The 24747-nt window shown below is 60.5% G+C and carries 24 protein-coding genes; 15 read left to right on the forward strand and 9 right to left on the reverse strand.

The window, feature by feature from the left end:
* Window positions 1-12 precede the first annotated feature (12 nt).
* From HCK03_RS16265 to HCK03_RS16280, 4 genes are all read left to right on the forward strand, one after another.
* Window positions 13-768 carry a glutamine amidotransferase gene (locus tag HCK03_RS16265; protein ID WP_041145067.1) on the forward strand — a complete coding sequence of 252 codons (756 nt, stop codon included), beginning with the start codon at window positions 13-15 and terminating at the stop codon, window positions 766-768.
* On the forward strand, window positions 768-1883 hold the full coding sequence (locus HCK03_RS16270) for a M20 family metallopeptidase (protein WP_135184876.1): 1116 nt from the start codon (window positions 768-770) through the stop codon (window positions 1881-1883). Before HCK03_RS16265 ends, HCK03_RS16270 begins: the two co-directional genes overlap by 1 nt.
* 94 nt (window positions 1884-1977) lie before the next feature.
* Window positions 1978-2790 carry an AraC family transcriptional regulator gene (locus HCK03_RS16275; RefSeq protein ID WP_041145065.1) on the forward strand — a complete coding sequence of 271 codons (813 nt, stop codon included), beginning with the start codon at window positions 1978-1980 and terminating at the stop codon, window positions 2788-2790.
* A gap of 77 nt (window positions 2791-2867) precedes the next feature.
* Window positions 2868-3230 (forward strand): cupin domain-containing protein, encoded by a 363-nt coding sequence (locus HCK03_RS16280; RefSeq protein ID WP_167691902.1) that lies wholly within the window; start codon window positions 2868-2870, stop codon window positions 3228-3230.
* Window positions 3231-3334: 104 nt separating this feature from the next.
* Here HCK03_RS16280 and argC read toward each other — a convergent pair whose 3' ends face one another.
* On the reverse strand, window positions 3335-4258 hold the full coding sequence (argC, locus tag HCK03_RS16285; protein WP_228283747.1) for an N-acetyl-gamma-glutamyl-phosphate reductase: 924 nt from the start codon (window positions 4256-4258) through the stop codon (window positions 3335-3337).
* 112 nt (window positions 4259-4370) lie between these two features.
* Here argC and HCK03_RS16290 point away from each other — a divergent pair, with 112 nt between their 5' ends.
* The gene (locus tag HCK03_RS16290; protein WP_041145062.1) at window positions 4371-5258 is read left to right on the forward strand and encodes a LysR family transcriptional regulator; all 888 of its coding nucleotides are present in this window, start codon (window positions 4371-4373) and stop codon (window positions 5256-5258) included.
* 56 nt (window positions 5259-5314) lie between these two features.
* Here HCK03_RS16290 and ttrR read toward each other — a convergent pair whose 3' ends face one another.
* Both ttrR and ttrS read right to left on the reverse strand, forming a co-directional pair.
* Window positions 5315-5929, reverse strand: coding sequence for a tetrathionate respiration response regulator TtrR (ttrR, locus tag HCK03_RS16295; RefSeq protein ID WP_041147584.1), 615 nt, complete (start codon window positions 5927-5929; stop codon window positions 5315-5317).
* Entirely contained in the window at window positions 5904-7676 is a 1773-nt protein-coding gene (gene ttrS / locus HCK03_RS16300) for a tetrathionate respiration histidine kinase TtrS (RefSeq protein WP_167691904.1), read from the reverse strand. The genes ttrR and ttrS overlap by 26 nt, the downstream gene beginning before the upstream one ends.
* A gap of 178 nt (window positions 7677-7854) precedes the next feature.
* On the opposite strand from ttrS, the gene ttrB reads away from it, so the two are divergent.
* The 3 genes from ttrB to ttrA are packed head-to-tail and all read left to right on the forward strand — an operon-like array spanning window position 7855 to window position 12664.
* Entirely contained in the window at window positions 7855-8583 is a 729-nt protein-coding gene (ttrB, locus tag HCK03_RS16305; protein ID WP_143716914.1) for a tetrathionate reductase subunit TtrB, read from the forward strand.
* A complete protein-coding gene (gene ttrC / locus HCK03_RS16310) occupies window positions 8584-9606 on the forward strand; it encodes a tetrathionate reductase subunit TtrC (RefSeq protein WP_167691905.1) in 1023 nt (340 codons plus the stop codon).
* Window positions 9599-12664: a tetrathionate reductase subunit TtrA gene (gene ttrA / locus HCK03_RS16315; protein ID WP_167691906.1), complete on the forward strand. Its 3066-nt coding sequence runs from the start codon at window positions 9599-9601 to the stop codon at window positions 12662-12664. Before ttrC ends, ttrA begins: the two co-directional genes overlap by 8 nt.
* Before the next feature lie 121 nt (window positions 12665-12785).
* Here the strand turns inward: ttrA and HCK03_RS16320 are convergent, their stop codons facing one another.
* Window positions 12786-13934 (reverse strand): glycosyltransferase family 9 protein, encoded by a 1149-nt coding sequence (locus HCK03_RS16320; protein ID WP_134528452.1) that lies wholly within the window; start codon window positions 13932-13934, stop codon window positions 12786-12788.
* Window positions 13935-14197: 263 nt separating this feature from the next.
* Here HCK03_RS16320 and HCK03_RS16325 point away from each other — a divergent pair, with 263 nt between their 5' ends.
* Window positions 14198-14698: a YbaK/prolyl-tRNA synthetase associated domain-containing protein gene (locus HCK03_RS16325; protein WP_041145057.1), complete on the forward strand. Its 501-nt coding sequence runs from the start codon at window positions 14198-14200 to the stop codon at window positions 14696-14698.
* Window positions 14699-14824: 126 nt separating this feature from the next.
* Window positions 14825-15271: a DUF441 domain-containing protein gene (locus tag HCK03_RS16330; RefSeq protein WP_041145056.1), complete on the forward strand. Its 447-nt coding sequence runs from the start codon at window positions 14825-14827 to the stop codon at window positions 15269-15271.
* Here HCK03_RS16330 and HCK03_RS16335 read toward each other — a convergent pair.
* Window positions 15255-16049 carry an AraC family transcriptional regulator gene (locus HCK03_RS16335; RefSeq protein ID WP_167692454.1) on the reverse strand — a complete coding sequence of 265 codons (795 nt, stop codon included), beginning with the start codon at window positions 16047-16049 and terminating at the stop codon, window positions 15255-15257. The two genes, HCK03_RS16330 and HCK03_RS16335, sit on opposite strands and share 17 nt — an antisense overlap.
* A gap of 97 nt (window positions 16050-16146) precedes the next feature.
* Here HCK03_RS16335 and HCK03_RS16340 point away from each other — a divergent pair, with 97 nt between their 5' ends.
* Complete coding sequence (locus tag HCK03_RS16340) at window positions 16147-17331, forward strand: CynX/NimT family MFS transporter (protein WP_041145054.1); 1185 nt, start codon at window positions 16147-16149, stop codon at window positions 17329-17331.
* 64 nt (window positions 17332-17395) lie between these two features.
* Here the strand turns inward: HCK03_RS16340 and HCK03_RS16345 are convergent, their stop codons facing one another.
* Entirely contained in the window at window positions 17396-18088 is a 693-nt protein-coding gene (locus HCK03_RS16345) for a CTP synthase C-terminal region-related (seleno)protein (RefSeq protein WP_076945280.1), read from the reverse strand.
* A 335-nt stretch (window positions 18089-18423) separates the two neighbouring features.
* Here HCK03_RS16345 and HCK03_RS16350 point away from each other — a divergent pair, with 335 nt between their 5' ends.
* Complete coding sequence (locus HCK03_RS16350) at window positions 18424-18864, forward strand: helix-turn-helix domain-containing protein (protein WP_041145052.1); 441 nt, start codon at window positions 18424-18426, stop codon at window positions 18862-18864.
* A 93-nt stretch (window positions 18865-18957) separates the two neighbouring features.
* Here the strand turns inward: HCK03_RS16350 and HCK03_RS16355 are convergent, their stop codons facing one another.
* Complete coding sequence (locus HCK03_RS16355) at window positions 18958-20325, reverse strand: L-serine ammonia-lyase (protein ID WP_041145051.1); 1368 nt, start codon at window positions 20323-20325, stop codon at window positions 18958-18960.
* 63 nt (window positions 20326-20388) lie between these two features.
* A complete protein-coding gene (locus HCK03_RS16360) occupies window positions 20389-21672 on the reverse strand; it encodes an HAAAP family serine/threonine permease (protein ID WP_041145050.1) in 1284 nt (427 codons plus the stop codon).
* 674 nt (window positions 21673-22346) lie between these two features.
* Between HCK03_RS16360 and HCK03_RS16365 the strand changes: the two genes are divergently transcribed.
* Both HCK03_RS16365 and HCK03_RS16370 read left to right on the forward strand, forming a co-directional pair.
* Entirely contained in the window at window positions 22347-22823 is a 477-nt protein-coding gene (locus HCK03_RS16365) for a 2-thiouracil desulfurase family protein (protein WP_041147582.1), read from the forward strand.
* Entirely contained in the window at window positions 22810-23175 is a 366-nt protein-coding gene (locus HCK03_RS16370) for a DUF488 domain-containing protein (RefSeq protein WP_041145049.1), read from the forward strand. The genes HCK03_RS16365 and HCK03_RS16370 overlap by 14 nt, the downstream gene beginning before the upstream one ends.
* Here the strand turns inward: HCK03_RS16370 and HCK03_RS16375 are convergent.
* Window positions 23165-23416 carry a putative hemolysin gene (locus HCK03_RS16375; RefSeq protein WP_041145048.1) on the reverse strand — a complete coding sequence of 84 codons (252 nt, stop codon included), beginning with the start codon at window positions 23414-23416 and terminating at the stop codon, window positions 23165-23167. The two genes, HCK03_RS16370 and HCK03_RS16375, sit on opposite strands and share 11 nt — an antisense overlap.
* Before the next feature lie 301 nt (window positions 23417-23717).
* Between HCK03_RS16375 and HCK03_RS16380 the strand changes: the two genes are divergently transcribed.
* Window positions 23718-24731, forward strand: a complete 1014-nt coding sequence (locus tag HCK03_RS16380; protein WP_167691907.1) for a sensor domain-containing diguanylate cyclase — start codon at window positions 23718-23720, stop codon at window positions 24729-24731.
* Window positions 24732-24747 lie beyond the last annotated feature (16 nt).

Raw genomic sequence — 24747 nt, forward strand, 5'->3', positions numbered from 1 at the left:
AGGAAAGTGATAATGAAGAAGAAAGTTTTACTGGTCGGTGAATCCTGGACCAGCACCTCAACGCACGTTAAAGGCTTCGATCAGTTTGCTACCGCCACCTGGCACACCGGCGCGACGGATTTTCTGGCCGCGCTGGCCGACAGCAGCTATGCCATCACCTATATGCCGGCCCACGCGGCGGCCACCGAGTTCCCGCTGACCCAGGAAGAGCTGCAGGCGTGGGATGCGATTATCCTGTCGGACATTGGCGCCAACACGCTGCTGCTGCACCCCGACACCTGGCTGAAAAGCCGCCGCACCGCCAACCGCCTGACGCTGCTGCATGACTACGTTGCCGCCGGCGGCTCGCTGATGATGATTGGCGGCTACTACAGCTTCCAGGGGATAAACGGCGGCGCGCGCTATCGCCATACCGCGGTGGAGAAGGTTCTGCCGGTGCGCTGCCTGGCGTGGGACGATCGTATTGAAACCCCGGAAGGCTGCTACGCCGAAGTCACCGAATCCCACGCCCTGTTTAACGATATTCCCGGCGAGTGGCCGTGGCTGCTGGGCTATAACGAAGTGGAAATGCACCCGGAGGGCAGGCTGCTGGCGACGGTTGCCGGGACCGGACATCCGCTGCTGGCGGTGCGCGAATATCAGCAGGGCCGTTCGCTGGTGTGGACCAGCGATATGTCCGCCCACTGGCTGCCCGAGGAGTTTGCGCAATGGCCCGGCTATCGCCAGCTGTGGATTAACTGCCTCGACTGGCTGACGGAACGCGGCTGATGGCGAACGCTACCCGCGAACTGGCCCGGCGGCTGCTGGGCTTTAACACCATCAACCCGCCGGGAAACGAAGCCGACTGCATGCGTTTTTTTGCCGACTGGCTGCGCGATAGCGGCTTCGAGGTTGCGCTGTCGTCGTTCGGCGAAGGGCGCTGCAACCTGATTGCCCGGCTGCCGGGGGCGACGGCGGGTAAGCCGCTGGCCTTTACCGGCCATCTCGATACCGTGCCGCTCGGCAATGCGCAGTGGCGCTTCGATCCCTTCGGCTCGCAGGTTGAGAACGGCCGGCTTTACGGGCGAGGATCCAGCGATATGAAGGCGGCGATAGCGGCGTTTGCCGTCGCCTGCGTCCAGCGGCGGGAGGCGATCCTCAAAGGGCGCGGCGCGGTGCTGCTGATCACCGGCGGGGAAGAGACCGGCTGCGACGGCGCGCGGGCGCTGATCGCCTCCGGCACGCTGCCGGAGATTGGCGCGCTGATCGTCGGTGAACCTACCGCCAATTACCCGGTTATCGGGCACAAAGGCGCGCTGTGGCTGCGCGCTGAAACCCGGGGCAAAACCGCCCACGGCGCGATGCCGGAGCTGGGGATTAACGCCATCTATCTGGCGGCGGATGCGCTGGGTAAGATTCGTCATTTTTCGCCAGGCGCGCCGCATCCGCTGATGAAGCAGCCCACGCTCAACGTCGGGCGCATTGAGGGCGGACTCAATATTAACTCCGTGCCGGACCGCGCGTGCTTTGATGTCGATATCCGCAGCGCGCCCAATTTACAGCACGCCGTCATTCGACAGCGGCTGAGCGCGCTGCTTGGCGAGAGCGTGACGCTTACCACCCTGGTCGATCTGCCTGCGGTGCTGAGCGAAGCGCGGCACGCGTGGATAGCCCAGGTTTATCAGCGCTGCCAGCCGCTGCACGATATGCCGCTGACGCCGCGGGTGGTGCCCTACTTTACCGACGCCTCCCTGCTGCTGCCCGCGCTGGGTAATCCACCGTGCATTATTCTCGGTCCCGGCGAGCCGTCGATGGCCCACCAGACCGACGAGTACTGCCTGCTCAGCCGGCTGGAGGAGGCCGAGCGGCTGTACGGGGAGCTTATCGGCGACTGGATGGCCTAGCCATCTTCAGCCGCCTGCCGAACAGTCCGCTTTGCGCAAGCGCAAGGCTGTTGCACAATGGGCTCACCGTTTTGCCAGGCGAAGGCGTTTCCTGATGTCACACATTAAAGGCTTAAAAGACTGGGTCAAACCGGCCCACTCTGCGGCGAAAATAGAGCGCATTGAAGCTTTTTTTAGCGGCCATGGGTACTCGCCGCATCGGCACGATACCTACGCTATCGGCCGCACGCTCTCCGGGGTGCAGAGCTTCAGCTACCGCGGCAGCCGGCGCCATAGCCTGCCTGGGGGGACGATGGTGCTGCATCCGGATGAAATCCACGACGGAGAGGCGGGGACCGAGGATGGATTCCGCTATCGCATGATCTATATCGAGCCGGCGCTGGTTCAAAAGATACTTGGCGGCAGGCCATTACCTTTTATCGCGGACGGACTCTCTACCGACCCGCGGCTATTTGCCGCCACTCAGCCCTTACTCAAGGCGATGGATGAGTCGTTTGAAACGCTTGAAGAAGACGATGCGCTTTACGATCTGGCCCACACGCTTGCGGCGGTAGGAGGGCAGCATTCCAGACGAAAAGTTTACGACTATCCGGCGGCGGAGCGGGCAAGAGAGTACATCCACTGCCGTTTTGACACCCCCATTACCCTGGATGAGCTCTCCTTTGTCAGCGGAAAAGATCGCTGGAGCCTCAGCCGCGACTTTCGCGCCCTCTTCGGCACCAGCCCTTACAGATACGTGACGATGCGTCGGCTGATACAGTGCAAAAGGCTGATGTTAACGGGCAAAAACCTGGCGGATATTGCCGTTGATTGCGGTTTTTCGGATCAAAGCCATATGACTCGCCAGTTTATCGGCAACTTTGGCGTTTCTCCCGGCCGCTGGCTGCGGTTCATTAAAAACGTATAAGGCAGCCTGCACGATCGTTCAATCTATCCTTTGTGGGATTCACTATGCTCGACTCTTCTTACATGAGGAGTCTGAAAATGCAGCAACCGATTAATATTGAACATAAACTTTCGCTTATCACCGAGCAATGGCAGCCCAAAGTCATTGCGGAGATGAATGATTATCAGTTTAAGGTCGTCAAAATCCTCGGCGACTTTGTCTGGCACGCTCATCCGGAAACCGATGAGGTGTTTATTGTCATCGACGGTGTTTTGACAATTTATTTCCGCGATGGCGAAGTGGCGGTGAATGCGGGCGAAATGTACGTTGTTCCGCGCGGAATCGAACATAAAACCTACGCACAAGCTGAAGCAAAAATCATGCTTATCGAACCCCGCGGCATAGTGAATACCGGCCATGAAGGGGGAGAGCGAACTGCAAAAAATGATATCTGGATTTAGCGTAGCCAAATAACGTCATCCCGGCGGACAAGCCCTCCCGACGCCATCTCAAGGATGTGGCGGGAAGGCGTCAATGGCTGCAGCCCTAAAAGCTGCAGCGACGGTCAGGCGGCGCCGATCATCAGGTCGAGGTTTTGCACCGCGGCGCCCGATGCCCCTTTGCCGAGGTTATCGAACACCGCCGTCAGCAGGATTTGCCCGCTCTCAGGATTGGAAAATACGCCCAGCGCCATCTCGTTGGTACCGTTCAGCCGCTGGGGATCGAGACGCTCAATCTCGCCGACGACTTCAGGCGTCAGCACCTTGACCAGCTCGCTATGGCGATAATGCTGCGTCAGGCAAGCATGTACTGCTGCCGCGTCGGCATGTTCAGGCAGCAGGCGCTGCTGAAGCGGCACGCTGAGGATAATCCCCTGGCGGTAGGCGCCGTAAGCCGGCATGAAAAACGGCGGCATTGAGAGCCCGGCGTAGCGCGCAATCTCCGGAACATGCTTGTGTCTGAGGCCTAAGCCATACGCCTGAAAAGCAGGGCCGGAGCCCGCTTCCCCGCCCTCGTACAGCTCGATCGCCGCCTTCCCGCCGCCCGAATAGCCGGACACGGCGTGAATGGAAACGGGGTAATCAGCGGGCAGCAGCCCGGCGTTAACCAGCGGGAGCAGCAGACCGATAGCGCCGGTTGGGTAGCAGCCTGGGTTGGTGACGCGCTTCGAGGCTCTGATGCGTGCGGGCTGGTCGGCGCTCATCTCCGGGAAACCGTACGTCCACCCGGAGACGGTGCGATGGGCCGAGCTGGCATCGATTACGCGCACCTGCGGATTCTCCAGCATCGCCACCGACTCGCGCGCCGCCTCATCGGGCAGGCACAGAATGGCGATATCGCATCCGTTGAGCATCTCCGCCCGGAGCCGCCGGTCTTTGCGCTGGGACGGGGGCAGAGTCATGAGCTTAATATCCGTACGGTGGCGCAGGCGGTCGTGGATTTGCAAACCCGTCGTGCCCTGCTCGCCATCAATAAATACGTGAGTCATCGTCATTTCCTTAAACCGGTTAGAACGTCAGTGCATGAATGTTGTGCCAAGTTTAAGTATTGGTAAAGTTGCATTATCCTAACGTCAAATTCAGTTTTTCTGAGGTACGCCAATGCGGGAGATCAATCTCGATCAGCTGCGCACGCTGATCACCATTGCCGACACCGGCTCCTTCAACGAAGCCGCCCGGCAGCTGCACCTGGCGCCGCCGACGGTCAGCCTGCACATCTCCGAGCTCGAAGGCCGCGTGGGGGCGAAGCTGCTCTCCCGCACCCGGGGCAAAGTCAGGCCGACGGCCATTGGCGAGAACATGGTCGCCCACGCCCGCCGGCTCCTTGCCGACGTCGCCTATGCGCTTGACGATATATCCCGCCAGGCTCAGGGGCTCACCGGCCAGGTCCGACTAGGCGCCTCCACCGGCGCCATTGCTTACCTCCTGCCCCAGGCCCTTGAAAAGCTGGCGCAGTCCCATCCGCATATTGACGTGCATATCACCATCCTGACGTCGCAGCAGACCCTTGAGCAGCTGAAATCCGGTTCGCTCGATATCGGTATTGTGGCGCTTCCGCAGCCGCGGAGCAGCGGCCTGAAGATTGACGCCTGGCGGCGGGACCCCGTTGTCGCGTTCCTGCCCGCGGACTGGACGGCCCCGGAGTTTGTGACCCCGGAATGGATGATTGCCAGGCCCCTGCTGCTCAACGGCTCCGGCACCCACCTGTCGCAGCTGACCAACGGCTGGTTTGCCGATACCGGCCATAGCCCCACGCCGCGGATCAAGCTGGATTATAACGATGCCATTAAAAGTCTGGTGGGTGCCGGCTATGGCGCCACGCTGCTGCCGCTTGAATCGGGTACCCAGCTAGCCGCCGATAGCCGCATCGCCATTCGCCCCTTACAGCCGCCGCTGTGGAGAGAGCTGGGATTAGCCTGGCGGGAGAGTGAAAACGAGCTTTCGACGCAGCACCTGCTTTCCGCCCTGCGGGAGCTGCGCCAGGCGTAGATTCATCGACCGCTGCCGAATGTGGTTGAGCGCGCGCGCCGCCGGATCGGCCGGGGCTATCTCCCCGTGGCCTCCCCGCGCAGGGTATCGGGCACGGCCTGTACCCTGCTGACCAGCTCCGCGAGGCTGCCGGCCTGCATCTTTTCCATGACCCTTGCACGATGCACCTCAACCGTACGCACGGCGATGCTCATCGCTTCGGCAATCTCGCGGTTGATCAGCCCCTTTACCACCAGCCCGAGCAGCTGGCGCTCCTTCGCCGTGAGCTGCTGATAGCAGTTCACTATCTGGCGCCGGGAGATCGCCGTCGAAGAGACCGCCAGCGCGTGTTCCAGCCCCGTTTGCAGCGCCTGAGCCGAAACGGGCTTCTGCAAAAAATCCACCGCCCCGCGCTTCATCTGCTCCACGGCCATCGGTACGTCGCCGTGGCCGGTCAGAAACACCACCGCCAGGGTGCTTTCGCGCCGTCGCAGGGCCTCATGCACCCGCTGGCCGTCCAGCACCGGCATGCGCATATCCAGCAGCAGCACGCCGTGCTGATACAGATCGGCCTCGGCCAGAAACCTTTCGCCCTGCTCCCAGCACCGCACCGCGTAGCCGAGGCTTTCCAGCAGAAAGGCGCAGGCGCGGGTCACCGCCACGTCATCATCCAGCAGATGTATTATCGCCATTGTCGCGCTTCTCCTCCCGATGGGTGAAATCCAGTATCACAGCCGCTCCGGCCAGCCCGTCGGGCGCCGCCCGGTTGACGATCGCTATCTCTCCCTGACAGTAGCGCACCAGCCGCTGGCAAATCACCAGCCCCAGCCCCATGCCCTCCCGGCGGCTGGTCACAAACGGCTGGAAAACCTGCTGCATCAGCGCGTCATCAATTCCGCCCCCGTTGTCCTGCAGCGTGATGCGCAGGCCGCCGGCTTCGCCAGTCGCCTCAAGCCACACCGCCGTGGCGCCCGCCTGCGCGGCGTTGAGGATCAGGTTAGCCAGCACCTGCTCCAGCAGAACCGGCGGCAGGGTTATCCTCAGGTCGCCGCGGGCTCTGTTGTGCAGCGACAGCGCGGGAAAATGCTGCGCCATGCCTAACAGCTGCCAGACGTGCTGCAGCGCATCGCCAACGGCGATGCTCTCCCACTCGTCCGTCGGGACGGGGTTTCCCTGCGCCTGGCTGACCCAGCGGCGCAGATTACGCACGGTATCGGCCCCGCGCTGCGCCTGCTGGTCAATATGCTCCAGCGCGGGCAGTAACGGATGCTGCCGATCCTCGGCCTGCAGACGGATCGCGCAGCCCTGCGCGTAATGGCGGATAGCCGAAAGCGGCTGGTTCAGCTCATGGGCGAAACCGGAGGTCATCTCCCCCAGCACGCTCATCTGCCTTGCCGTCGCCAGCGCCTGCTCCTGCTGGCGCAGCTGGACGCCATTACGCTCAAGCTGCCTGCCGCGCCGGCGCACCAGCAGCATCACCCAGACGTAGTTCAGCGTCAGCAGGAGCAGCGCCAGCGCCGTGGAGCCCATCAGCAGCCGATGCTGAATCAGCCAGCTTTTAACGTCCAGCCACAGACGCCGCTGCTGCGGATGCTGTTGCACCTCGCGCAGCAGGGCCTCAACCTCGGCGGTAGACGCCGGGGCCCCCCAGTGAAATGCCGCCTGCTGCGGCGCATTAAACAGCGCGCGGGTGACCCTGTCGGCGAGGGCATCGCTCACCGCAGGCAGCGCGGCAAACGACCAGTCGGGATAGAGCGGCGTGCTGGTTAAGCAGGGAATGGCGGTCGGCCGCTTTATCAGGGCGACGAAATCGCTTTTATTTATCAGCCCCTCGTGGTCCATTTTCTCCAGCAGACACACCGGGACAATCGCCGCGTCGATCGCCTTCTCGCGCAGGAGATAGATCAGCGCATCGGCGGGAAAGCCGCTAAACGTCAGGCGAAGGTCGCGCTCGGGGCGCAGGCCGCTATCGCTCAGCGCCTTGTATCCCAGCAAGTAGCCGCCGAAGGCCAGCGGGTCGATTGCACCCACCGTTTTGCCGATCAAATCATGAACGGCGGCGATCCCGCCGTCGCGGCGCACGAGGATCGCGCTGCCGGTGACGTTGCCCGCTGCGGGCGAAGAGCGCAGGGAGGCCAGCCAGCGCAGCGACGCGTGGCTGTTCAGCTGCACAAACTGCGCGGGGTTGGTCACCACAAACTGCACGCTGCCGCTGCTCACCGCCGCCTGCATCTGCGGCAAATCCAGCGGCAGAATATGAAACCGTTCACCCGGCAGCTGCTGATTGAGCTGCGCCTCCAGCGGCAGCCAGTGGCCGCGCGTGGCCTCCTCTCCGCGCATCGCGAGGACGCCCACCTGCCATGACCCCGCCCACGCCGCGCCGCTCAGCAGCCACGCCAGCCCCAGTAACGCCAGAGATCTCACCGTTTTCTCTCTCACCCCATCATCCATGCCGATTATGTTGTTTTAGATCAACAAGCCGCCGGGTATGTGGTTAACCACAATAGAGCCGCCCGGCGGCGATTTTTACACTGTAAATCATCGACATTGTTTATTCATCATACGTAAACCAACGGCGTGACCCATGTTTCGTTGTTGCCGCGTGAGGGGAGAAAATATGGACAGCAGTAAACGGCAGTTTCTCCAGCAGCTGGGCGTTCTGACCGCCGGCGCCTCGCTGGTGCCGCTGGCGCAGGCAAAATTTCCCCTGTCGCCGGAGCGTCACGGCGGGTCTGCGCAGCGGCGCTACGCGATGCTGGTCGATCTGCGCCGCTGCATCGGCTGCCAGGCCTGTACCGTCAGCTGCGCGATAGAAAACCAGACTCCGCAGGGGGAGTTCCGTACCCACGTCAATCAGTATCAGGTGCAGCTGGCGGATGAGGTGACCAACGTGCTGCTGCCGCGCCTGTGCAACCACTGCGATAGTCCGCCCTGCGTCCCGGTGTGTCCGGTGCAGGCGACCTTTCAGCGCGAGGACGGGATCGTGGTAGTGGACAACACCCGCTGCGTCGGCTGCGCCTACTGCGTGCAGGCCTGCCCCTACGACGCGCGCTTTATCAACCATGAGACGCAAACCGCCGATAAATGTACCTTCTGCGTCCACCGCCTTGAGGCCGGGCTGCTTCCCGCCTGCGTGGAGTCCTGCGTGGGCGGGGCGCGCATCATCGGCGATATCAAGGATCCGCACAGCCGCATCGCGCAGATGCTTCACCAGCATCACGACGACATCAGGGTGCTGAAACCGGAAAACGGCACCGCCCCCCACGTGTTCTATCTGGGGCTGGACGCGGCGTTTGTTAGTCCATTGATGGGACGGGCGCAGCCCGCTCTCTGGCAGGAGGTTTAAATGTCGCATTCAGCGCTGATTGCAGAGGTTCTGACCCAGCCGCAGGAGGTGAGCTGGCTCCCGTGGGCAGTGCAGTATTTCTTTTTTATCGGCATTGCCGCCTGCGGGGCGCTGTTTGCCTGCGCGCTGCGCTGGCGCGCCGGGAGCAGCGAAAAGCTGGAATACCTGACGCTGCTGATTACCCTGACCTGCGCGATAACCGCCCCGCTCGCGCTCACCGCGGATCTCCATCAGACCGCCCGCTTCTGGCACTTTTATGCCTGGCCCACTCCGTGGTCGTGGATGCCGTGGGGAGCCCTGTTTTTACCGCTGTTTACCCTGTTTCTCGGGCTGTGGTTCCTCGCGCTGCTGGCGCAGCGGCTGTGGCGTAAAAGTTACATTGTCACAAAATGGTTAGCCCTCGCCAGCGCCCTGCTGGCGGTCGGTCTGCTGCTCTACACCGGCCGCGAGGTATCGGTGGTGCTGGCCCGCCCGGTGTGGTTCAGCTACGCCCTGCCCGTCGTGATGTTCCTCAGCGCGCTGCAGGCCTTTTTCAGCCTGACAGCGGTGGCCGCGGGGGATGATTTTCACCTGCAGCGGCGGCTGGCGCGGCGGCAGCTCGCGGCCCTGATCCCGCTGGCTGCGGTGGTCATCATTTGGCTCAGCGGCGACACGCACTCCGGCCACGCCATTCGTCAGTGGCTGGCGGTCTCACCGTCGGCGAGGGGCTACGCCGCCGGCTGGGCGCTGCTGTGGGCGGCGTCGCTGGCCTGCTGCGGCCTCGCGCTTCGCCGTCCGCTGGCACTGCACGCGCGCGGGGCGCTGGCGGTCGTGGCGATGGCGCTGTGCTGGCTGATCCGCTGGACGCTGCTTATCCAGGTACAAAGGATTCCGAAATTCAACGCCGGGTTTAATCCCTACACCCTGCCCGCCGGCACCGACGGCTGGCTGGCGATCCTCGGCACATTTGGCCTGTGGGTGGCGCTGCTGATTATTGTGCGCGAAACCGTAAACGGCCTAGCAAGGAGAGTGCAACATGGCTAATTTAACCCGTCGCCAGTGGCTCAAAGTCGGCCTGGCCGTCGGCGGTATGGCAACCTTCGCCCTCAGCTATCGGGAGGTTGCCAGGCGCGCCCTCGACGGCTTGCTCAACGGCACGTCCGGTAAAATCACCCGCGACCGCATCTTTGGCAATGCGCTGATCCCTGAAGCGAACGCGCGGCCCCGCTGGCAGCAAAACCCGCAGCAGGTCATCTCCATGACCCAGTGCTTCGGCTGCTGGACCCAGTGCGGCGTGCGGGTTCGCGTCGATCGTCAAAGCCATAAGGCGCTGCGCATTGCCGGCAACCCCTATCATCCGCTGTCGCACGAGCAGCACGTAGATTCGGCGGTTCCTTTTGCCAGCGCAATGCAGCAGCTGGCGGGCGAAAGCGGCCTCGACGGCCGCTCCACCGCCTGCGCGCGGGGCGCAACGCTGCTGGAAGGGCTCTACAGCCCGCTGCGCATTCTGCAACCGATGAAGCGCGCAGGTAAACGCGGCGAAGGCCGATGGCAGCGCATCAGTTTTGAACAGCTGATCCACGAGGTGGTGGAAGGCGGCGATCTGTTTGGCGAGGGCCACGTTGAGGGCCTGCGCGCCATCCATGCCCCGACAACGCCGGTGGACCCGCAGCATCCCGGGTTCGGCCCCAAAAGCAACCAGCTGCTGGTCACCAATACCAGCGACGACGGTCGCGATACCTTTCTGCGCCGCTTTGCGCTGAACAGCTTTGGCAGCAAAAACTTTGGCGCCCACGGCTCATACTGCGGCCTGGCCTACCGCGCAGGCTCCGGTGCGCTGATGGGCGATCTGGATAAAAACCCGCACGTGAAACCCGACTGGGAGCACGTTGAGTTCGCGCTGTTTATAGGCACCTCCCCCGCCCAGTCCGGCAACCCCTTTAAGCGCCAGGCGAGGCAGCTCGCCAGCGCCCGCCTGCGTAGCGACTTTCGCTACGTGGTGGTCGCCCCGGCGCTGCCGTTGACCACGGTGATGGCCGACGATCGCGGCCGCTGGCTGCCGGTGATCCCCGGCAGCGATTCGGCGCTGGCGATGGCGATGATCCGCTGGATAATCGAAAACCAGCGCTTTAACGCCGATTACCTGGCGATGCCCGGGGCGCAGGCGATGCGCCAGGCCAGAGAAAAAAGCACCACCAACGCCAGCCATCTGGTGATAACCGATGAGATCCCGGGTCTGGCCGGGCAGCATTTAACCCTCGCCCATCTGAGCGCCGGCGGCGCCGATGAGCCGCTGGTCGTTAACGAGGCCGGCGAGCTGGTCTCCGCCGCCACCTGCCCGCGCGCGCAGCTGCTGGTCTCCCGCCGGGTCACGCTTGCCGACGGGCGCGAAGTGACGGTGAAAAGCAGCTTCCTCTGCCTGAAAGAGTCGGCCGAAAAGCTGACGATGGCGCAATACGGCCAGCGGTGCGGCGTGCCGGAGGAAAAAATCATCGCCCTGGCGGATGCCTTTACCCGCCACGGACGCCGGGCGGCGGTTATCACCCACGGCGGGATGATGGCAGGCAACGGTTTTTACAACGCCTGGGCGGTGATGATGCTCAACGCGCTAATTGGCAACCTTAGCCTGCAGGGCGGGGTCTTCGTCGGCGGCGGCCGCTTCAACGGTGCGACCGACGGCCCGCGCTACAATCTGGAGAGCTTCCCTGGCAAGGTGAAGCCCAAAGGGCTGAGCATTGCGCGCAGTAAAACAGCGTATGAATCCTCCGAAGAGTACCGCGACAAGGTGGCGGCCGGGATCTCGCCCTTCCCGGCGAAGGCTCCGTGGTACCCGTTCGTTGCCGGGCAGTTGACCGAGCTGCTGAGCTCGGCGCTGGAGGGGTATCCTTATCCGCTGAAGGCGTGGATCTCCAACATGACCAACCCGCTGTACGGCATTCCTGGCCTGCGGGCCGTGGCGGAGGAGAAGCTCAAGGATCCGCAGCGCCTGCCGCTGTTTATCGCCATTGATGCCTTTATGAACGAAACCACCGCCCTGGCCGATTACATCGTGCCGGATACGCATAATTTCGAAAGCTGGGGATTTAGCGCCCCGTGGGCCGGGGTTGCCAGCAAAGCCAGCACCGCGCGCTGGCCCATTGTTCCGTCGGCGACCGCGCGTAGCGCCGACGGTCAGCCGATCTCGATGGAGTCTTTTTGCATCGCGGTCGCCCGGCGCCTGGCGCTGCCGGGGTTCGGCGATAGTGCGATTACCGACGCCGAGGGCAACAGCTACCCGCTGAATCGCGCCGAGGATTACTACCTGCGCATGGCCGCCAACATCGCGTTTATGGGCAAAACCCCGGTCGCCGAGGCCGTCCAGGAGGACCTCACCCTGACCGGCGTCGAGCGTATTCTGCCGCTTATGGCGCAGACGCTGAAATCCGATGAGGTGAGTCGGGTGGCCTTTATCTACTCGCGCGGGGGCCGCTTCGCCCCCGACAAAAGCGGGCGCAGCGGCAACCAGATAGGCACTAGCTGGGAAAAACCGCTGCAGATCTGGAACGCGGAGGTGGCCGCCCATCGTCACGCTATTACCGGCGAGCGCTACAGCGGCTGCCCGACGTGGTATCCGCCCAGGCTCTCCGACGGCCGCGCTATCGATGAGCTTTTTCCGCCCAGGCAGTGGCCGCTGAAGCTTATCTCCTTTAAGTCGAACACCATGGGCAGCGCCTCGACGACGATCCCCCGGCTGCACCACCTTAAGCCGCTCAACCTGGTGGCGATGAATCCCCTCGACGGCCAGCGTTTCGGCGTGGCGCACGGCGACAGGGTGCGCATTATCACCCCCGGCGGCGAGGTAGAGGCGGGGATCAGTCTGCTGCACGGCGTGATGCCGGGGGTTATCGCTATCGAGCACGGCTACGGACATCGGGAGCTGGGGGCGGCGCAGCATACGCTGGACGGCGAACCGCTGCCGTTTAGCCCGCAGGTAGGCTCGGGGGTGAACCTGAACGATCTGGGGTTTGCGGACCCGACCCGCAGGGTGAGTAATACCTGGCTGGACTGGGTCTCCGGCGCGGCGGTACGTCAGGGGCTACCGGCGAGGATCGAACGGGTATAGCGCCCCGCGACGGTTGCGGTCGCCGGGCGCGGGCTAAAACCGGCGGCGTGAGCATCCCGTGGCGGGCTTCGGTCCCGGCGCGGTCTTTAGCGCGGGGCCGACATCCGAATCGGTGCTGCGCCTAGCGGCTCTTCAGCACCTGGGGATCGATCTGCGCGACGATCAGGTCGGCAAGATCGTGCTGCTGGTGCACCTTGCCGCATTTAACGATGATCTGCCGGGCATTGTCGTACCCCGGCGCCCACAGGCGGTTGTTCATCTGCACATCTTTGTAGACCGCAACCAGCGGTTTCTTCCACGCCGCCGCCATGTGCACGATCGACGTATCCGGCGAGATAACCAGGTCGGCTTCGGCAATCAGCGCCATCGCGTGGTGCAGGGTTTTAAACGGATTGACGCTCACCTTTTCCGCAAGCGGAATGCGAATTTCGTTGCGATGGTCGAGCAGAATAACGTTGACCCGAGGATACTCCGCCTGCAGCCTGGCGATCAGCGCCGACAGCTGCTCCTGCGACAGGCTGCGGTCCTGATGGCCGGCAAAAATGTTCACCACCGCTTTGGGCCCCTCAATAGCGGCCAGATGCTGGCGAACCTGCTGGTGGACATCCTGCGGAATATGCAGGTCGTAGGTCCCGAGATGTTTTTTATCCAGCTGCATATGCTCAGCAATAAAATCAAAGGTTTTGCTGACATGCCAGTTTTCACAATCAAATTTAAACGAGGTGGTGTAATGGTTAATTGATGGCCATTTATTAAAACCGAGTACGGCTTTTGCTTTTATTTGTCGAAGCAACAGCATTCGGTGTACGGGCATATCAAACAAAGAGGGGTCAATAACGATATCGTACTTATTATTTGCCAGCTCATTAATAACGGACTGAGGAACGTTGTGGGTAAATTTCCGCAGAAAAGCGGCGGAGTCGACGTTATCAGCCTCATAGATATGACGGATCCGCGGGTTATGGCGCATCACCTGGCTATTCGATTTGGTCAGCAGGAAATCCACGGTATAGCCCGATTCATGCAGGCATTTCACCAGCGCGGAATCGACGACTACGTCCCCGACGGCGCCTTCGTTGCGCATCAGCAGCACGGTTTTCGCCGAGCCGAAGTCGGCCTCACGACGGGTATGCTGGTCCCAAAACGCTTTTGCAATATAAACGCGCATCAGGTTGCGGACTTTCTTAATAAAATAATTACGACGCCTGTTCAGTTCCCTTATTTTTTTGAACTTCCGGGGGGATACCTGCACCGCTGCGTTTTCCATCATCATAACCTCGTTACCACTATCAACAGCACCTCGTTAGTCTGATTAAGGACTAAAGAAAATGAGAAAAGTTCGCTTGATTAATAAATTCCTTTCGCTTTAAGCAGCGCAAGGATAGTAATACGTTTCACTATTCCAGCATATCGTTACGCAGATAAAATGAGTGAAATATGGATTTAATGTGGAAGAATGCGGCGCTCGCCAACGGTTTTCATTCGCCACGGGGAGGATTAGACTGGCGGTTTTATCCCCGGAGAGAACCGCGCATGAACGCACCTGAAAAACCGAACACCCACCAACTGCTGCTGGCGCTGCTCGACGAACGCCAGGCCCGCTACCGGCTGGTCGAGCATGAGGCGATGGGGAAATGCGAGGCCGTTTCTGAAATTCGCGGCACCGCGCTCGGACAAGGGGCGAAGGCGCTGGTTTGCAAGGTGAAAGGCCACGGCGTCAATCAGCACCTGCTGGCGATCCTCGCCGCCGACCAGCAGGCCGATCTCGCGCGCCTGGCGCTGCACGTTGGCGGCAGCAAAGCCTCGCTGGCCAGCCCCGCCGAAGTCGATGCGCTGACGGCCTGCGTTTTTGGCGCCATTCCCCCTTTCAGCTTCCATCCGGCGCTGCGCCTGGTAGCCGACCCGCTGCTGTTCGAGAACTTCAGCGAAATCGCCTTTAACGCCGGGCGGTTGGACCGCTCAATTATCCTCAATACGGCAGACTATCTGCGTATCGCCCGTCCCGAGCTGGTTGCCTTTCGCCGGGAAGCCTGAGGGTTCTCCATCTCTGCCGCGCCAGGCCATCAGCAGAAAGCGCGCCGGCGTGATAAATAAGCCTGTTTATTCACGCTATTATGCGTAAAGTAGACGGGCTTATTATTTTGGCAAGGATCTCCTGACATGTTCGATACCACCCTGTTCGTTCTTCTGGGGCTGGCCGCGCTCGGCTTTATCAGCCACAACACCACCGTGGCAATCTCTATCCTGGTTTTGATTATCGTGCGCGTTACGCCGCTCAACGTCTTTTTCCCGTGGATTGAAAAACAGGGGCTGACGATCGGTATTATTATTTTGACCATCGGCGTGATGGCGCCTATCGCCAGCGGCACCCTGCCGCCCTCGACGCTGCTGCACTCGTTCGTGAACTGGAAGTCGCTGCTGGCTATCGCCGTCGGGGTGTTTGTCTCCTGGCTCGGCGGGCGCGGCATTTCGCTGATGGGCTCACAGCCGCAGCTGGTCGCCGGACTGCTGGTGGGCACCGTCCTCGGCGTCGCGCTGTTCCGCGGGGTGCCCGTCGGCCCGCTGATCGCCGCCGGGATCATCTCGCTGTTTATCGGAAAGTCGTAGTCAGGCTGGCAAGATAGCGTCCGGGAGACTGGCCGAGGCCCTTTTTGAACATGGTGATAAAGGCGGTCGTCGAGTCATATCCCAGGCCGTGCGCGGTCTGCTGCACCGTTTGCCCGCGGATCAGCATCTGTAGCGCGAGGATCAGCTGCAGCTGATGGCGCCAGCGGCGAAAGCTGAGGCCGGTTTCGCGAACCACCAGCCGCGCCAGGTTGCGCTCGCTCATCGCGAACTCCGCCGCCCACTGTCCGAGGGTTTGCCACTGTGCCGGCGCTACCGCCATCAGCTCCGCCATTTGGCGGATTTTCGGGTGCGCGGAAACCGGCAGCTGCAGATGCTCCTCCGGCTGCTGCGGCAGCTCGTCAAACAGCACCTGCACCAGCCGACGGGTGGCGGGAGCGTCGCTCTCGGTCGCGCTGCGCCCGGCAAGGGTCAGGATCAGCTCCCGCACCAGCGGAGAGATCTTCAGCGTGCAGCTGCGCTGCGGCATCGGCGCCGCTCCCGGCTCGATAAATAAAAAGCAGATCCGCGCCCCCGGCGTCGCGCGGTTGCTATGGGGCTGCTGGCCCGGTACCCACACCGCATACTGCGGCGGCACCATCCACATTCCGCTTTCCACCTCACAGGTCAGCGCGCCGTGCAGCGCGAGGATCAGCTGCCCTTTGCGGTGCTGGTGGCGCGGAATAAACTGCTCGTCCTCCACCACCCGAATATGGAACGCGAGAGCCGCCTCGTGCCCGCTGTCCGGGTCATAGCCGTCAAGATTTAATCCAATCATCAGATTGTCCGATATTAGCGATAATCTGTCATTTTAGCTTGATTTAAACATTCAGCAAACGCGCTATTGTAGCCTCCCTGTTTACTCGTTTGAGATAGCCATGAGTTCTGTTCTTCCTTCTGCCGGCCGCCGTAATCTGCTGCTGATTGCCGGTATTTTATTTATCGCCACCACGCTGCGCGTGACCTTTACCGGCGCCGCCCCGCTGCTCGATGCCATTCGCGCGGAGTACGGGCTGACCACCGCCCAAACCGGGCTGTTAACCACCCTGCCGCTGCTGGCCTTTGGTCTGGTTTCGCCGCTGGCGGCAGGCGTTGCCCGCCGCTTTGGTATCGAGCGCAGCCTGCTGATCGCGCTGGGGCTGATTTGCCTCGGCATCGGCCTGCGCTCGCTGCCTTCCGCGGCCATGCTGTTTGGCGGAACGGCCGTAATAGGCTGCGGGATTGCGTTAGGCAACGTGCTGCTGCCGGGCTTAATCAAGCGCGATTTTTCGCAGCACGTGGCTAAAATGACCGGCGCCTACTCGCTCACCATGGGGGCCGCCGCGGCGCTGGGCTCCGCCATGGTGGTCCCGCTGGCGCTGGCCGGCTTTGGCTGGCGCGGGGCGCTGTTGATGCTGATGGTCTTCCCGCTGCTGGCGCTGTTCATCTGGCTGCCGCAGTCGCGCAAAGAGGCCGCCGCCCCGCTGACCGCGTCAGGCGCCCTGCACAACCGCGGGATCTGGCGCTCGGCGCTGGCCTGGCAGGTGACGCTGTTCCTCGGCATTAACTCGCTGGTGTATTACGTGATAATCGGCTGGCTGCCGGCCATTTTGCAGAGCCTCGGCTATAGCGAAGCGCAGGCCGGCTCCCTGCACGGTCTGCTTCAGCTGGCCACCGCCGCGCCGGGTCTCGCGATCCCGCTGATTCTGCACCGCCTGAAAGACCAGCGCGGCATCGCAGTGCTGGTGGCACTGATGTGCGCCGTCAGCTCGGCCGGGCTGTGGCTGGCGCCGGGGCAGGCGGTTCTCTGGACGCTGATCTTTGGTTTCGGTTCCGGGGCGACGATGATTCTGGGGCTGACCTTTATCGGCCTGCGCGCCAGCTCGGCGCACCAGGCGGCGGCCCTCTCCGGCATGGCGCAGGCCGTTGGCTATCTGCTGGCCGCCTGCGGGCCGCCGGTGATGGGGAAAATTCATGATGCCAACGGCGACTGGCATATTCCGCTCATCGCCGTTGCGCTGACCGCCGTGGTGATGGCCATATTCGGCGCCCTTGCCGGTCGCGCCAGGGAGATTAACGGCTAACGTTCTTTTTTACCCCCGGCCTACGGCCCCGGCGTTCCGGGGTCGTGGCGGAGGTCAGAGCGCGCTATTGGCTGGCGGCGCGTAAAAAGGCGTGCACCAGCGGCGACGGACTTCCGGCCAGCGCGTTGCGCTCGTGCTGGAACAGGGTCGCGACAAAGAACGGATGCGTTACCAGCTCCACCGCCCGAATATCCCCCTCTTCGTCCCAGCCGGTCACCCGCAGGTCACCCTGCTCCAGCTCGCGGGCAAACTCCTCGGCAATGCCGTAGCTGCAGTGATAGCCCTCTTCGATGCTGTCGCGGCCGTAGGCGCGGGCAATCAGCGTATTCGCGCGCAGCTCAATCGCCGCCGTTTTCTCCACCAGCGAGCAGCTCAGCGGCGCAATCACCATTCGCCCTTCGCTATCCGTTTCCGCATGCGCCGCATCCTGCCAGCCCAGGACGTTGCGCGCATACTCAACGATCGCGTGCTGAAAACCGCCGCAGGTGCCGAGGAACGGAATACTGTTTTCGCGCGCATAGCGGATCGCGATAAACGCGCCGGCGGCATTTTTATAGGGGCTGGCGGGAACCACCCAGATGGCGTCGTAGTCGGCGAGCGCTTCGGCATCGTGGATATCGCTGGTTGCCAGCCAGTCATAGCGCAGAGGCAGCTCCAGCACGGCAGCAGCATCGTCGATGGCCAGGGGAATCGCTTTGTGAGCGACAACGTCAGGGTTGTAGTCGCCAACCAGGGCAATACGCAGGGGAGTGTTCATAGCAGGGTCCTTATGTCAGAACGATTTTCGGGCAACACAAGGAGCCTCAGGTTAGCGATCTCCCTCACGGAACACAATCCTTATTTTTCGCCCGGCGGGCGATCCGCATTTGGCGTGAGAGGCGCTGCCCGCGCTGAAAATAAATTAAAAGTCCTCTCCGCTTTTTGACTATCTTATTCAATTCCCGCTATTTATTTACCCTGCTCTTTTTGTAGCTACTTTGTTAAATAAAAAAACAGTGTTATTACTCTCGCAAAAAAGGAATTATTCACTTTATTTATAAATTAGCCTGTTAAATAATCCGTAATGATTTATTAAGCAGTAGAGGCAGCAAAATGCGTTTCAGTACCATGTCCGATAGCGAAATTATCTCTGAACTGTGCCGCAGAATTAAAGAAACGCGTATGCAGCTCGGGCTCTCCCAAATTGAACTCGCCGAACGTGCGCAGGTCGGCGCAGCAACCATCAAACGCGTAGAATTAGGTGAATCTGTTACCCTGAGCACGCTAATCGGAATATTGCGCGGTCTGGATCGTTTGCATCAGCTGGAGTCCGTTTTATTCGATTCGCACATTCGTACTTTTAATGCGCAAATCAACGCCACCGCCCCTCCCCGTATCCGTATTCGCAAAAAAGCGCAGCCGCCAAAAGAGAAATGCGCCGTTGCCGAAAAGGCCAGCGACGCGAACGCCACCATTAACGAATGGTACACCTCGTCAGCATCTCACAGCGTTGTCTGGTCTTTTCCGCCGGCGGAAGCAGAGAAAAAAAACTAGCCTGGCGGGGGAAATCGCCCGCCGGCTGAGATAGCCGCGCGGGCAAAGAATGGCCGAAAAAACCGCCTGCGGCGCAGGCGGCGTGAGCAAACGTCAGGATTCGCAGACCGCGACTTTAATCGCCAGCCCGCCGCGGGCGGTTTCGCGATACTTGGCGTTCATGTCTTTGCCCGTCTCAAACATGGTATCGATGACCTTATCCAGCGAAACCTTCGGATCGCTGGTGCGGTGCATCGCCATGCTGGCGGAGTTGATCGCCTTCACCGCCGCAATCGCGTTGCGCTCGATGCAGGGCACCTGAACCTGGCCAGCAACCGGGTCGCAGGTCAGCCCAAGGTTGTGCTCCATGCCGATTTCAGCGGCAATGCAAACCTTCTCCGGGCTGCCGCCCAGCAGCTCCGCCAGCCCGGCGGAAGCCATGGAACACGCCACGCCGACCTCCCCCTGGCAGCCAACTTCCGCGCCGGAAATGGAGGCGTTCATTTTGTACAATATGCCTACCGCGCCGGCGGTCAGGAAGTAGCGCATATAGATTTCCGGCGTCACCGTTTTGATAAAGCGGTCGTAATAGGCCAGCACCGCCGGCACGATACCGCAGGCGCCGTTGGTGGGCGCAGTGACCACCCGGCCGCCGGAGGCGTTCTCTTCCCCGACCGCCATCGCGAACATATTGACCCAGTCCATCGCGCTGAGCGGCGTTATGGACTGGCTCTGGGGAGCCAGCACGCGGTGCAGCGCGGAGGCGCGACGCGGCACCTTTAACGGCCCCGGCAGAAGACCTTCGGTGCTCATGCCCCGATTAATGGCGTTTCTCATGGTCTCCCAGATTTTCGCCATATTTTGCTCAACGCTTTCTCTGCCGTGGCGGGCAACCTCATTTTTCATCATCACCGCGGAAATCGACAGGCAGTTATCGTGGCAGTGCGCCAGCAGGTTGCGCGCGGAGTAGAACGGGAACGGGATATCGACCTCCGCATCCTGGCTCTTGCCGAACTCCTCCTCGGTGACGATAAAGCCGCCGCCGATGGAGTAGTAGGTCTGGAAGTGGACGATTTTTCCGTCGCAAAGCGCGGTGATGCTCATACCGTTCTCATGCAGCGGCAAAAACTCATTATGAAAACGCATGCACTCCACTACCGGGAACTCAATTTCCCGCTGGCCCTCTTCAATACGCAGACGCTGCAGGGTATTAACGTCACGGATAATCGTGGGAATGGCGTCGATATCAACGGTATCCGGCAAATAACCCGAGAGTCCAAGAATAATCGCAATATCGGTATGGTGGCCCTTACCGGTTAACGAAAGGGAGCCGTAGACGTCCACCACCAGGCGAGTCACTTTATGCAGCAGGCCCTTTTCCTGCAGGGTATCAACAAACTGTTTTCCCGCTTTCATCGGCCCGACGGTGTGTGAGCTGGAGGGCCCGATACTGATTTTAAAAATATCGAAAACGCTAATCATGTGGCACCCATAGGGTTACAAAGCAAAACGAATGCGCCTCCCGTGACGGGAGGCGCCGGGAGCTTAGCTGAACAGAGAGTAGAAGATGGCGGAGATGGCAATCAGCCCAATCACCACCACAAACGCGTTGCTGATGTGGCCGCTGTATTTACGCATGGCCGGGACTTTATTGATGGCGTACATCGGCATCAGGAACAGGATCATGGCGATAACCGGGCCGCCCAGGGTTTCGATCATCCCCAGAATACTTGGGTTGAGGGTCGCCACTATCCAGGTGGTCACCAGCATGAACAGCGCGGTGATCTTGTTCAGTTTGGTAATTTCAATGGTTTTGCCTTTACCGCGCAGGGACTTGATAACCATACCGTTAAAGCCTTCACGCGCGCCGAGGTAGTGGCCGAGGAAGGATTTGGTAATCGCGATCATGGCGATAATCGGCGCCATCCAGGCAATCAGCGGCGCGTTAAAGTGGTTTGCCAGATAGGAGAGGATGGAGATGTTTTGCGCCTTCGCTTCCGCGAGGTTTGCCGGAGAGAGGCTCAGCACGCAGCTGAACACGAAGAACATCACCGTCAGCACCATCATGATGTGCGCATAGCTGAGGATGCGGGCGCATTTACGTTCGGCGTCCTGACCGTACTCTTCCCGTTTCGCTACCGCGAAGGAGGAGATAATCGGCGAGTGGTTGAAGGAAAACACCATCACCGGAATAGCCAGCCACAGCGTCATCCACAGACCGTTACCGGTGGCGGCAGCGCTGCTGAACGACAGGGTATCCAGTACCGCACCGTTCCACTGAGGAATCAAATAGAGCGCCAGGACCATCAGCGCCGCAACAAACGGGAATACCAGTACGCTCATGGCCTTAACAATCATTTTTTCGCCAAAACGTACAATGCCCATCATGCCCACAATTAAAATCAGCGATAAAATTGCGCGCGGCGGAGAAACCAGGCCGAGCTGATGGGTAATAAAGCTGTCGACGGTATTGGTGATCGCGACGCTATAAACCAGCAGAATCGGGTAAATCGCAAAGAAGTACAGCAGGGTAATCAGCTTGCCGGCACCGACACCAAAATGCTCCTCCACTACTTCGGTAATATCTTCGCCAGGATTTTTACCTGAAAGCACGAAACGGGTTAAACCACGGTGGGCAAAAAAGGTCATCGGAAAGGCGAGGATGGCCATGATGATCAGCGGAATCAGGCCGCCACCCCCGGCATTAATCGGCAGAAAAAGCACCCCGGCACCAATCGCCGTCCCGTACAGCCCCAGCATCCAGACGGTGTCACTTTTTCTCCAGCCGCTGCTTTCGCGAGCAACGAGGGTATTTTGAACGCTTTCCATAATATGGCCTCAATAATATAGAGAGGAGTCAGATTTAACTGACTCTGTTTCAGGTAATAAATTGCTGTGTTTGTTTTGCTATTTTATTAAATTAAGCCAAACTGATGTATATACGGCGATCACATAACCTGATTTATCGCGAGGACTTTTAAAGTATCAAAAATAGCACCTGAAATTTAATATATTTTTAAGGTATCATTTTTAATACGTTATTATAAATAAGAGATTTTCAGAAGGCGTAAAATAATATATTACAAGAGCGCTATAGCGGAGAAAAGTCCCATTTTTAAACAAAAAAAAACCCGCAGAGATACGGGCTGATTTAAAGCGCAAAATCCATTTGTAGCAATAACAACTCAATGTGTCCTGCGCTATTCTATGCGTCGCACAGAAAAATAACACTCCTGATTCCAGGGGGATTCCCCGCTTTGACAACAGGCCGCCCGCCGACGACGACGCTTTGGTAGTCGGTGATGGCAGATGATAATATCGGTATCGCCAAACGCTGCCGTCAGCCTTCCGCGCCTGCTGCGGAATCAATGAGGCATTACGGTGAATTTTTTATACCGGAGAGAGCGATGCAAAAACCACTTCCCATTACGGCCGATGACGGGACGACCCGTTTGCTTTCGCCCCGCCCCGGCGGCGGTAAGCTACTGGTGAGCGCCTGCCTGATGGGGTTCCAGGTACGCTATAACGGCAGCGACAAGGCGCAGCTGGCCGAGACTCTGGCGCGCTGGCAGCGCGAAAACCGGCTGGTTATCCACTGCCCCGAGCTGGCCGCCGGGCTACCGGTGCCGAGACTGCCGGCGGAAATTGTCGACTCTCAGGGCGCGGAGGTGATGCAAAATCGCGGGCGCATCGTGGAAAGCGACGGCCACGACGTCACCGCACACTATCAGCTGGCCGCCTGGCTGGCGCTGAAGGCCGCCCGGGAGGAGGGCTGCGAGGCGGCGCTGCTCACCGACGGCAGCCCGACCTGCGGCAGCCAGTTTATCTACGACGGCTCCTTTAGCGGGCAGCGCAAACCGGGCTCCGGCGTGGCGGCCGCCCTGCTGCGCGAACAGGGTATTACGGTTTTTTCCGACGGGCAGATCCCGCAGCTGCTTGCCTGGATGCAACGGATGGAGAATAGCGATGATTCAATGTAAACGCGTCTACGATCCGGCCGACGCCGGCGACGGCTATCGCGTGCTGGTCGACAGGCTTTGGCCTCGGGGGATTAAAAAAGAGGCGCTGCGCTACGATGAGTGGTGCAAAACCCTGACCCCGTCCGCGGAGCTGCGCAAGGCCCTGCACGGCGAAGCTATCGACTTCGCCAGCTTCCGCGAGCAGTATTGCCGGGAGCTGGAAAGTCATCGTGACGAGGGGCTACGCCTGGCCACGCTGGCTCACCGGCAGCCGCTAACGCTGATCTACGCCGCAAAAGATACCCGGCAAAACCACGCGCTGGTGCTGGCCGAGTGGCTGGAAAACCTGCCGGTCGGCGAGGTTACGCCTTAGCAGGATGATCCCGGCGCCACAGCTCCCATTCATCGAGGGTTTCACCGCCGGGCAGCCTGCAGTCGCTACGCACGCCCTGCGGCGTCTGTACCGGTATCAGCTTACCGCCCTTCTCGCCGCAGTAGACCGAGGCCGGGTTCGCCATGCCGATTGACTTCGGCGGCGGCGGTGCATCCGGCGGCGTTGTCGGCTTCGCACATCCGGCCAGCGCCAGCGGCAGTAGTATTGTCATCCACTTCATTTTGACTCCTTCTATTGACCAGAGCCGCGATGAGGGCCCTGATTCTTCACGATTTCTCCATTTTAACTACACTTTTGCGCCGTAGAGTAGCCCTTGTTCTCGAATTGACCAGAGAACAGATCATTCCATAATCAATGAGTTTTTCCCCGTCGCCCCCGACGGGGCTTTTTTTTCCCCACTGCGACCGCAGGTATTCCCGCCGCTAATGTGTTAAATTTGTTGTATCTATGTTTACTTTTCGCTGTTAGCCGTTTCAGCCTTTTATCGGCGATAGCGCTCGGCGATCGGGAGCCGTACATTCATGTCAGATTTTATTCTTGCTCGCGTCTCGCAAACGCTCGCCAACGAACATTCGCTGGAGCTGTTGGTGCGACAACTGCTTGAGATGCTGGAACTTGTGACCCGAATGGAGTCGACCTATCTGACCCGAATTGATCTTAGCGCCCAGCGCCAGCTGGTTATGTATGCGCATAACAGTAGCGAAATGACGATCCCGGAGGGCTTTTCCGTCCCGTGGAACGAGTCGCTGTGCAAGCGCGCTATCGATGATAACTGCCTGTTCAGCAACGACGTCGCCAGCCGCTGGCGCTCGTGCATTGCCGCCCAGGAGCTCGGGATCACCACTTTTTTCAGTATCCCCGTGCGCCTGACCGACGGCTCGCTGTACGGCACGCTCTGTGCGACCAGCCGCCAGAAACAGCCCTACAACCTGGAAGGTGAGCAGGTGATGGGCCTGTTCGCCAACCTCATCTCGCACTACGTTGAGAAAGAGACGCTGGTCGAGCAGCTGCGCGCCGCCAACTCGGCGCTGGAGCTGCACTCCTACACCGACGAATTAACCGGCTTACCCAACCGTCGCGCGCTGTTCAAGCACCTCTCGACGATGTTCCCGCGCGCGCGGGAACTGCAGCGCAATATCTTGCTGATCTTCATCGATCTCGACGACTTTAAGGCGATCAACGATCGGTTCGGCCACCCGTGCGGCGATAGCTTCCTTGTCCAGGTCGGCGAGCGTTTAAACGCCCGCGTGCGCCAGGGGGATCTGGTGGGTCGCCTCGGCGGTGACGAGTTCTTGATTATCGGCGCGGGTCTCGAAGCCGAAGAGCAGCAGACGTTTATCGCCGCTCTGCGCAAGGAGCTCGGCGGGATTTACTTCCTCGCCGAGCACCGGATTAGCTACCCTGGCGCCAGCTTTGGGGTGATCGACGTGGATCCGCAAACGATGGATATGGAGAGCGCGCTGCGGGCCGCTGACGATGCGATGTATCAGGATAAAAAGTCGCGCCGCAAAGAGACCTTCCTGGATATTGACTAACCCGGCGGGATTTCCA

The sequence above is a fragment of the Klebsiella terrigena genome (assembly GCF_012029655.1).
Taxonomy (GTDB): Bacteria; Pseudomonadota; Gammaproteobacteria; order Enterobacterales; family Enterobacteriaceae; genus Klebsiella; species Klebsiella terrigena.

Excerpts from the sequence above, each read along its gene's own strand:
- HCK03_RS16265 (WP_041145067.1), top strand. The coding sequence starts at position 13 with ATGAAGAAGAAAGTTTTACTGGTCGGTGAATCCTGGACCAGCACCTCA.
- HCK03_RS16270 (WP_135184876.1), top strand. The coding sequence starts at position 768 with ATGGCGAACGCTACCCGCGAACTGGCCCGGCGGCTGCTGGGCTTTAAC.
- HCK03_RS16275 (WP_041145065.1), top strand. The coding sequence starts at position 1,978 with ATGTCACACATTAAAGGCTTAAAAGACTGGGTCAAACCGGCCCACTCT.
- HCK03_RS16280 (WP_167691902.1), top strand. The coding sequence starts at position 2,868 with ATGCAGCAACCGATTAATATTGAACATAAACTTTCGCTTATCACCGAG.
- argC (WP_228283747.1), bottom strand. The coding sequence starts at position 4,258 with ATGACTCACGTATTTATTGATGGCGAGCAGGGCACGACGGGTTTGCAA.
- HCK03_RS16290 (WP_041145062.1), top strand. The coding sequence starts at position 4,371 with ATGCGGGAGATCAATCTCGATCAGCTGCGCACGCTGATCACCATTGCC.
- ttrR (WP_041147584.1), bottom strand. The coding sequence starts at position 5,929 with ATGGCGATAATACATCTGCTGGATGATGACGTGGCGGTGACCCGCGCC.
- ttrB (WP_143716914.1), top strand. The coding sequence starts at position 7,855 with ATGGACAGCAGTAAACGGCAGTTTCTCCAGCAGCTGGGCGTTCTGACC.
- ttrC (WP_167691905.1), top strand. The coding sequence starts at position 8,584 with ATGTCGCATTCAGCGCTGATTGCAGAGGTTCTGACCCAGCCGCAGGAG.
- ttrA (WP_167691906.1), top strand. The coding sequence starts at position 9,599 with ATGGCTAATTTAACCCGTCGCCAGTGGCTCAAAGTCGGCCTGGCCGTC.
- HCK03_RS16320 (WP_134528452.1), bottom strand. The coding sequence starts at position 13,934 with ATGATGGAAAACGCAGCGGTGCAGGTATCCCCCCGGAAGTTCAAAAAA.
- HCK03_RS16325 (WP_041145057.1), top strand. The coding sequence starts at position 14,198 with ATGAACGCACCTGAAAAACCGAACACCCACCAACTGCTGCTGGCGCTG.
- HCK03_RS16330 (WP_041145056.1), top strand. The coding sequence starts at position 14,825 with ATGTTCGATACCACCCTGTTCGTTCTTCTGGGGCTGGCCGCGCTCGGC.
- HCK03_RS16340 (WP_041145054.1), top strand. The coding sequence starts at position 16,147 with ATGAGTTCTGTTCTTCCTTCTGCCGGCCGCCGTAATCTGCTGCTGATT.
- HCK03_RS16345 (WP_076945280.1), bottom strand. The coding sequence starts at position 18,088 with ATGAACACTCCCCTGCGTATTGCCCTGGTTGGCGACTACAACCCTGAC.
- HCK03_RS16350 (WP_041145052.1), top strand. The coding sequence starts at position 18,424 with ATGCGTTTCAGTACCATGTCCGATAGCGAAATTATCTCTGAACTGTGC.
- HCK03_RS16355 (WP_041145051.1), bottom strand. The coding sequence starts at position 20,325 with ATGATTAGCGTTTTCGATATTTTTAAAATCAGTATCGGGCCCTCCAGC.
- HCK03_RS16360 (WP_041145050.1), bottom strand. The coding sequence starts at position 21,672 with ATGGAAAGCGTTCAAAATACCCTCGTTGCTCGCGAAAGCAGCGGCTGG.
- HCK03_RS16365 (WP_041147582.1), top strand. The coding sequence starts at position 22,347 with ATGGGGTTCCAGGTACGCTATAACGGCAGCGACAAGGCGCAGCTGGCC.
- HCK03_RS16370 (WP_041145049.1), top strand. The coding sequence starts at position 22,810 with ATGATTCAATGTAAACGCGTCTACGATCCGGCCGACGCCGGCGACGGC.
- HCK03_RS16375 (WP_041145048.1), bottom strand. The coding sequence starts at position 23,416 with ATGAAGTGGATGACAATACTACTGCCGCTGGCGCTGGCCGGATGTGCG.
- HCK03_RS16380 (WP_167691907.1), top strand. The coding sequence starts at position 23,718 with ATGTCAGATTTTATTCTTGCTCGCGTCTCGCAAACGCTCGCCAACGAA.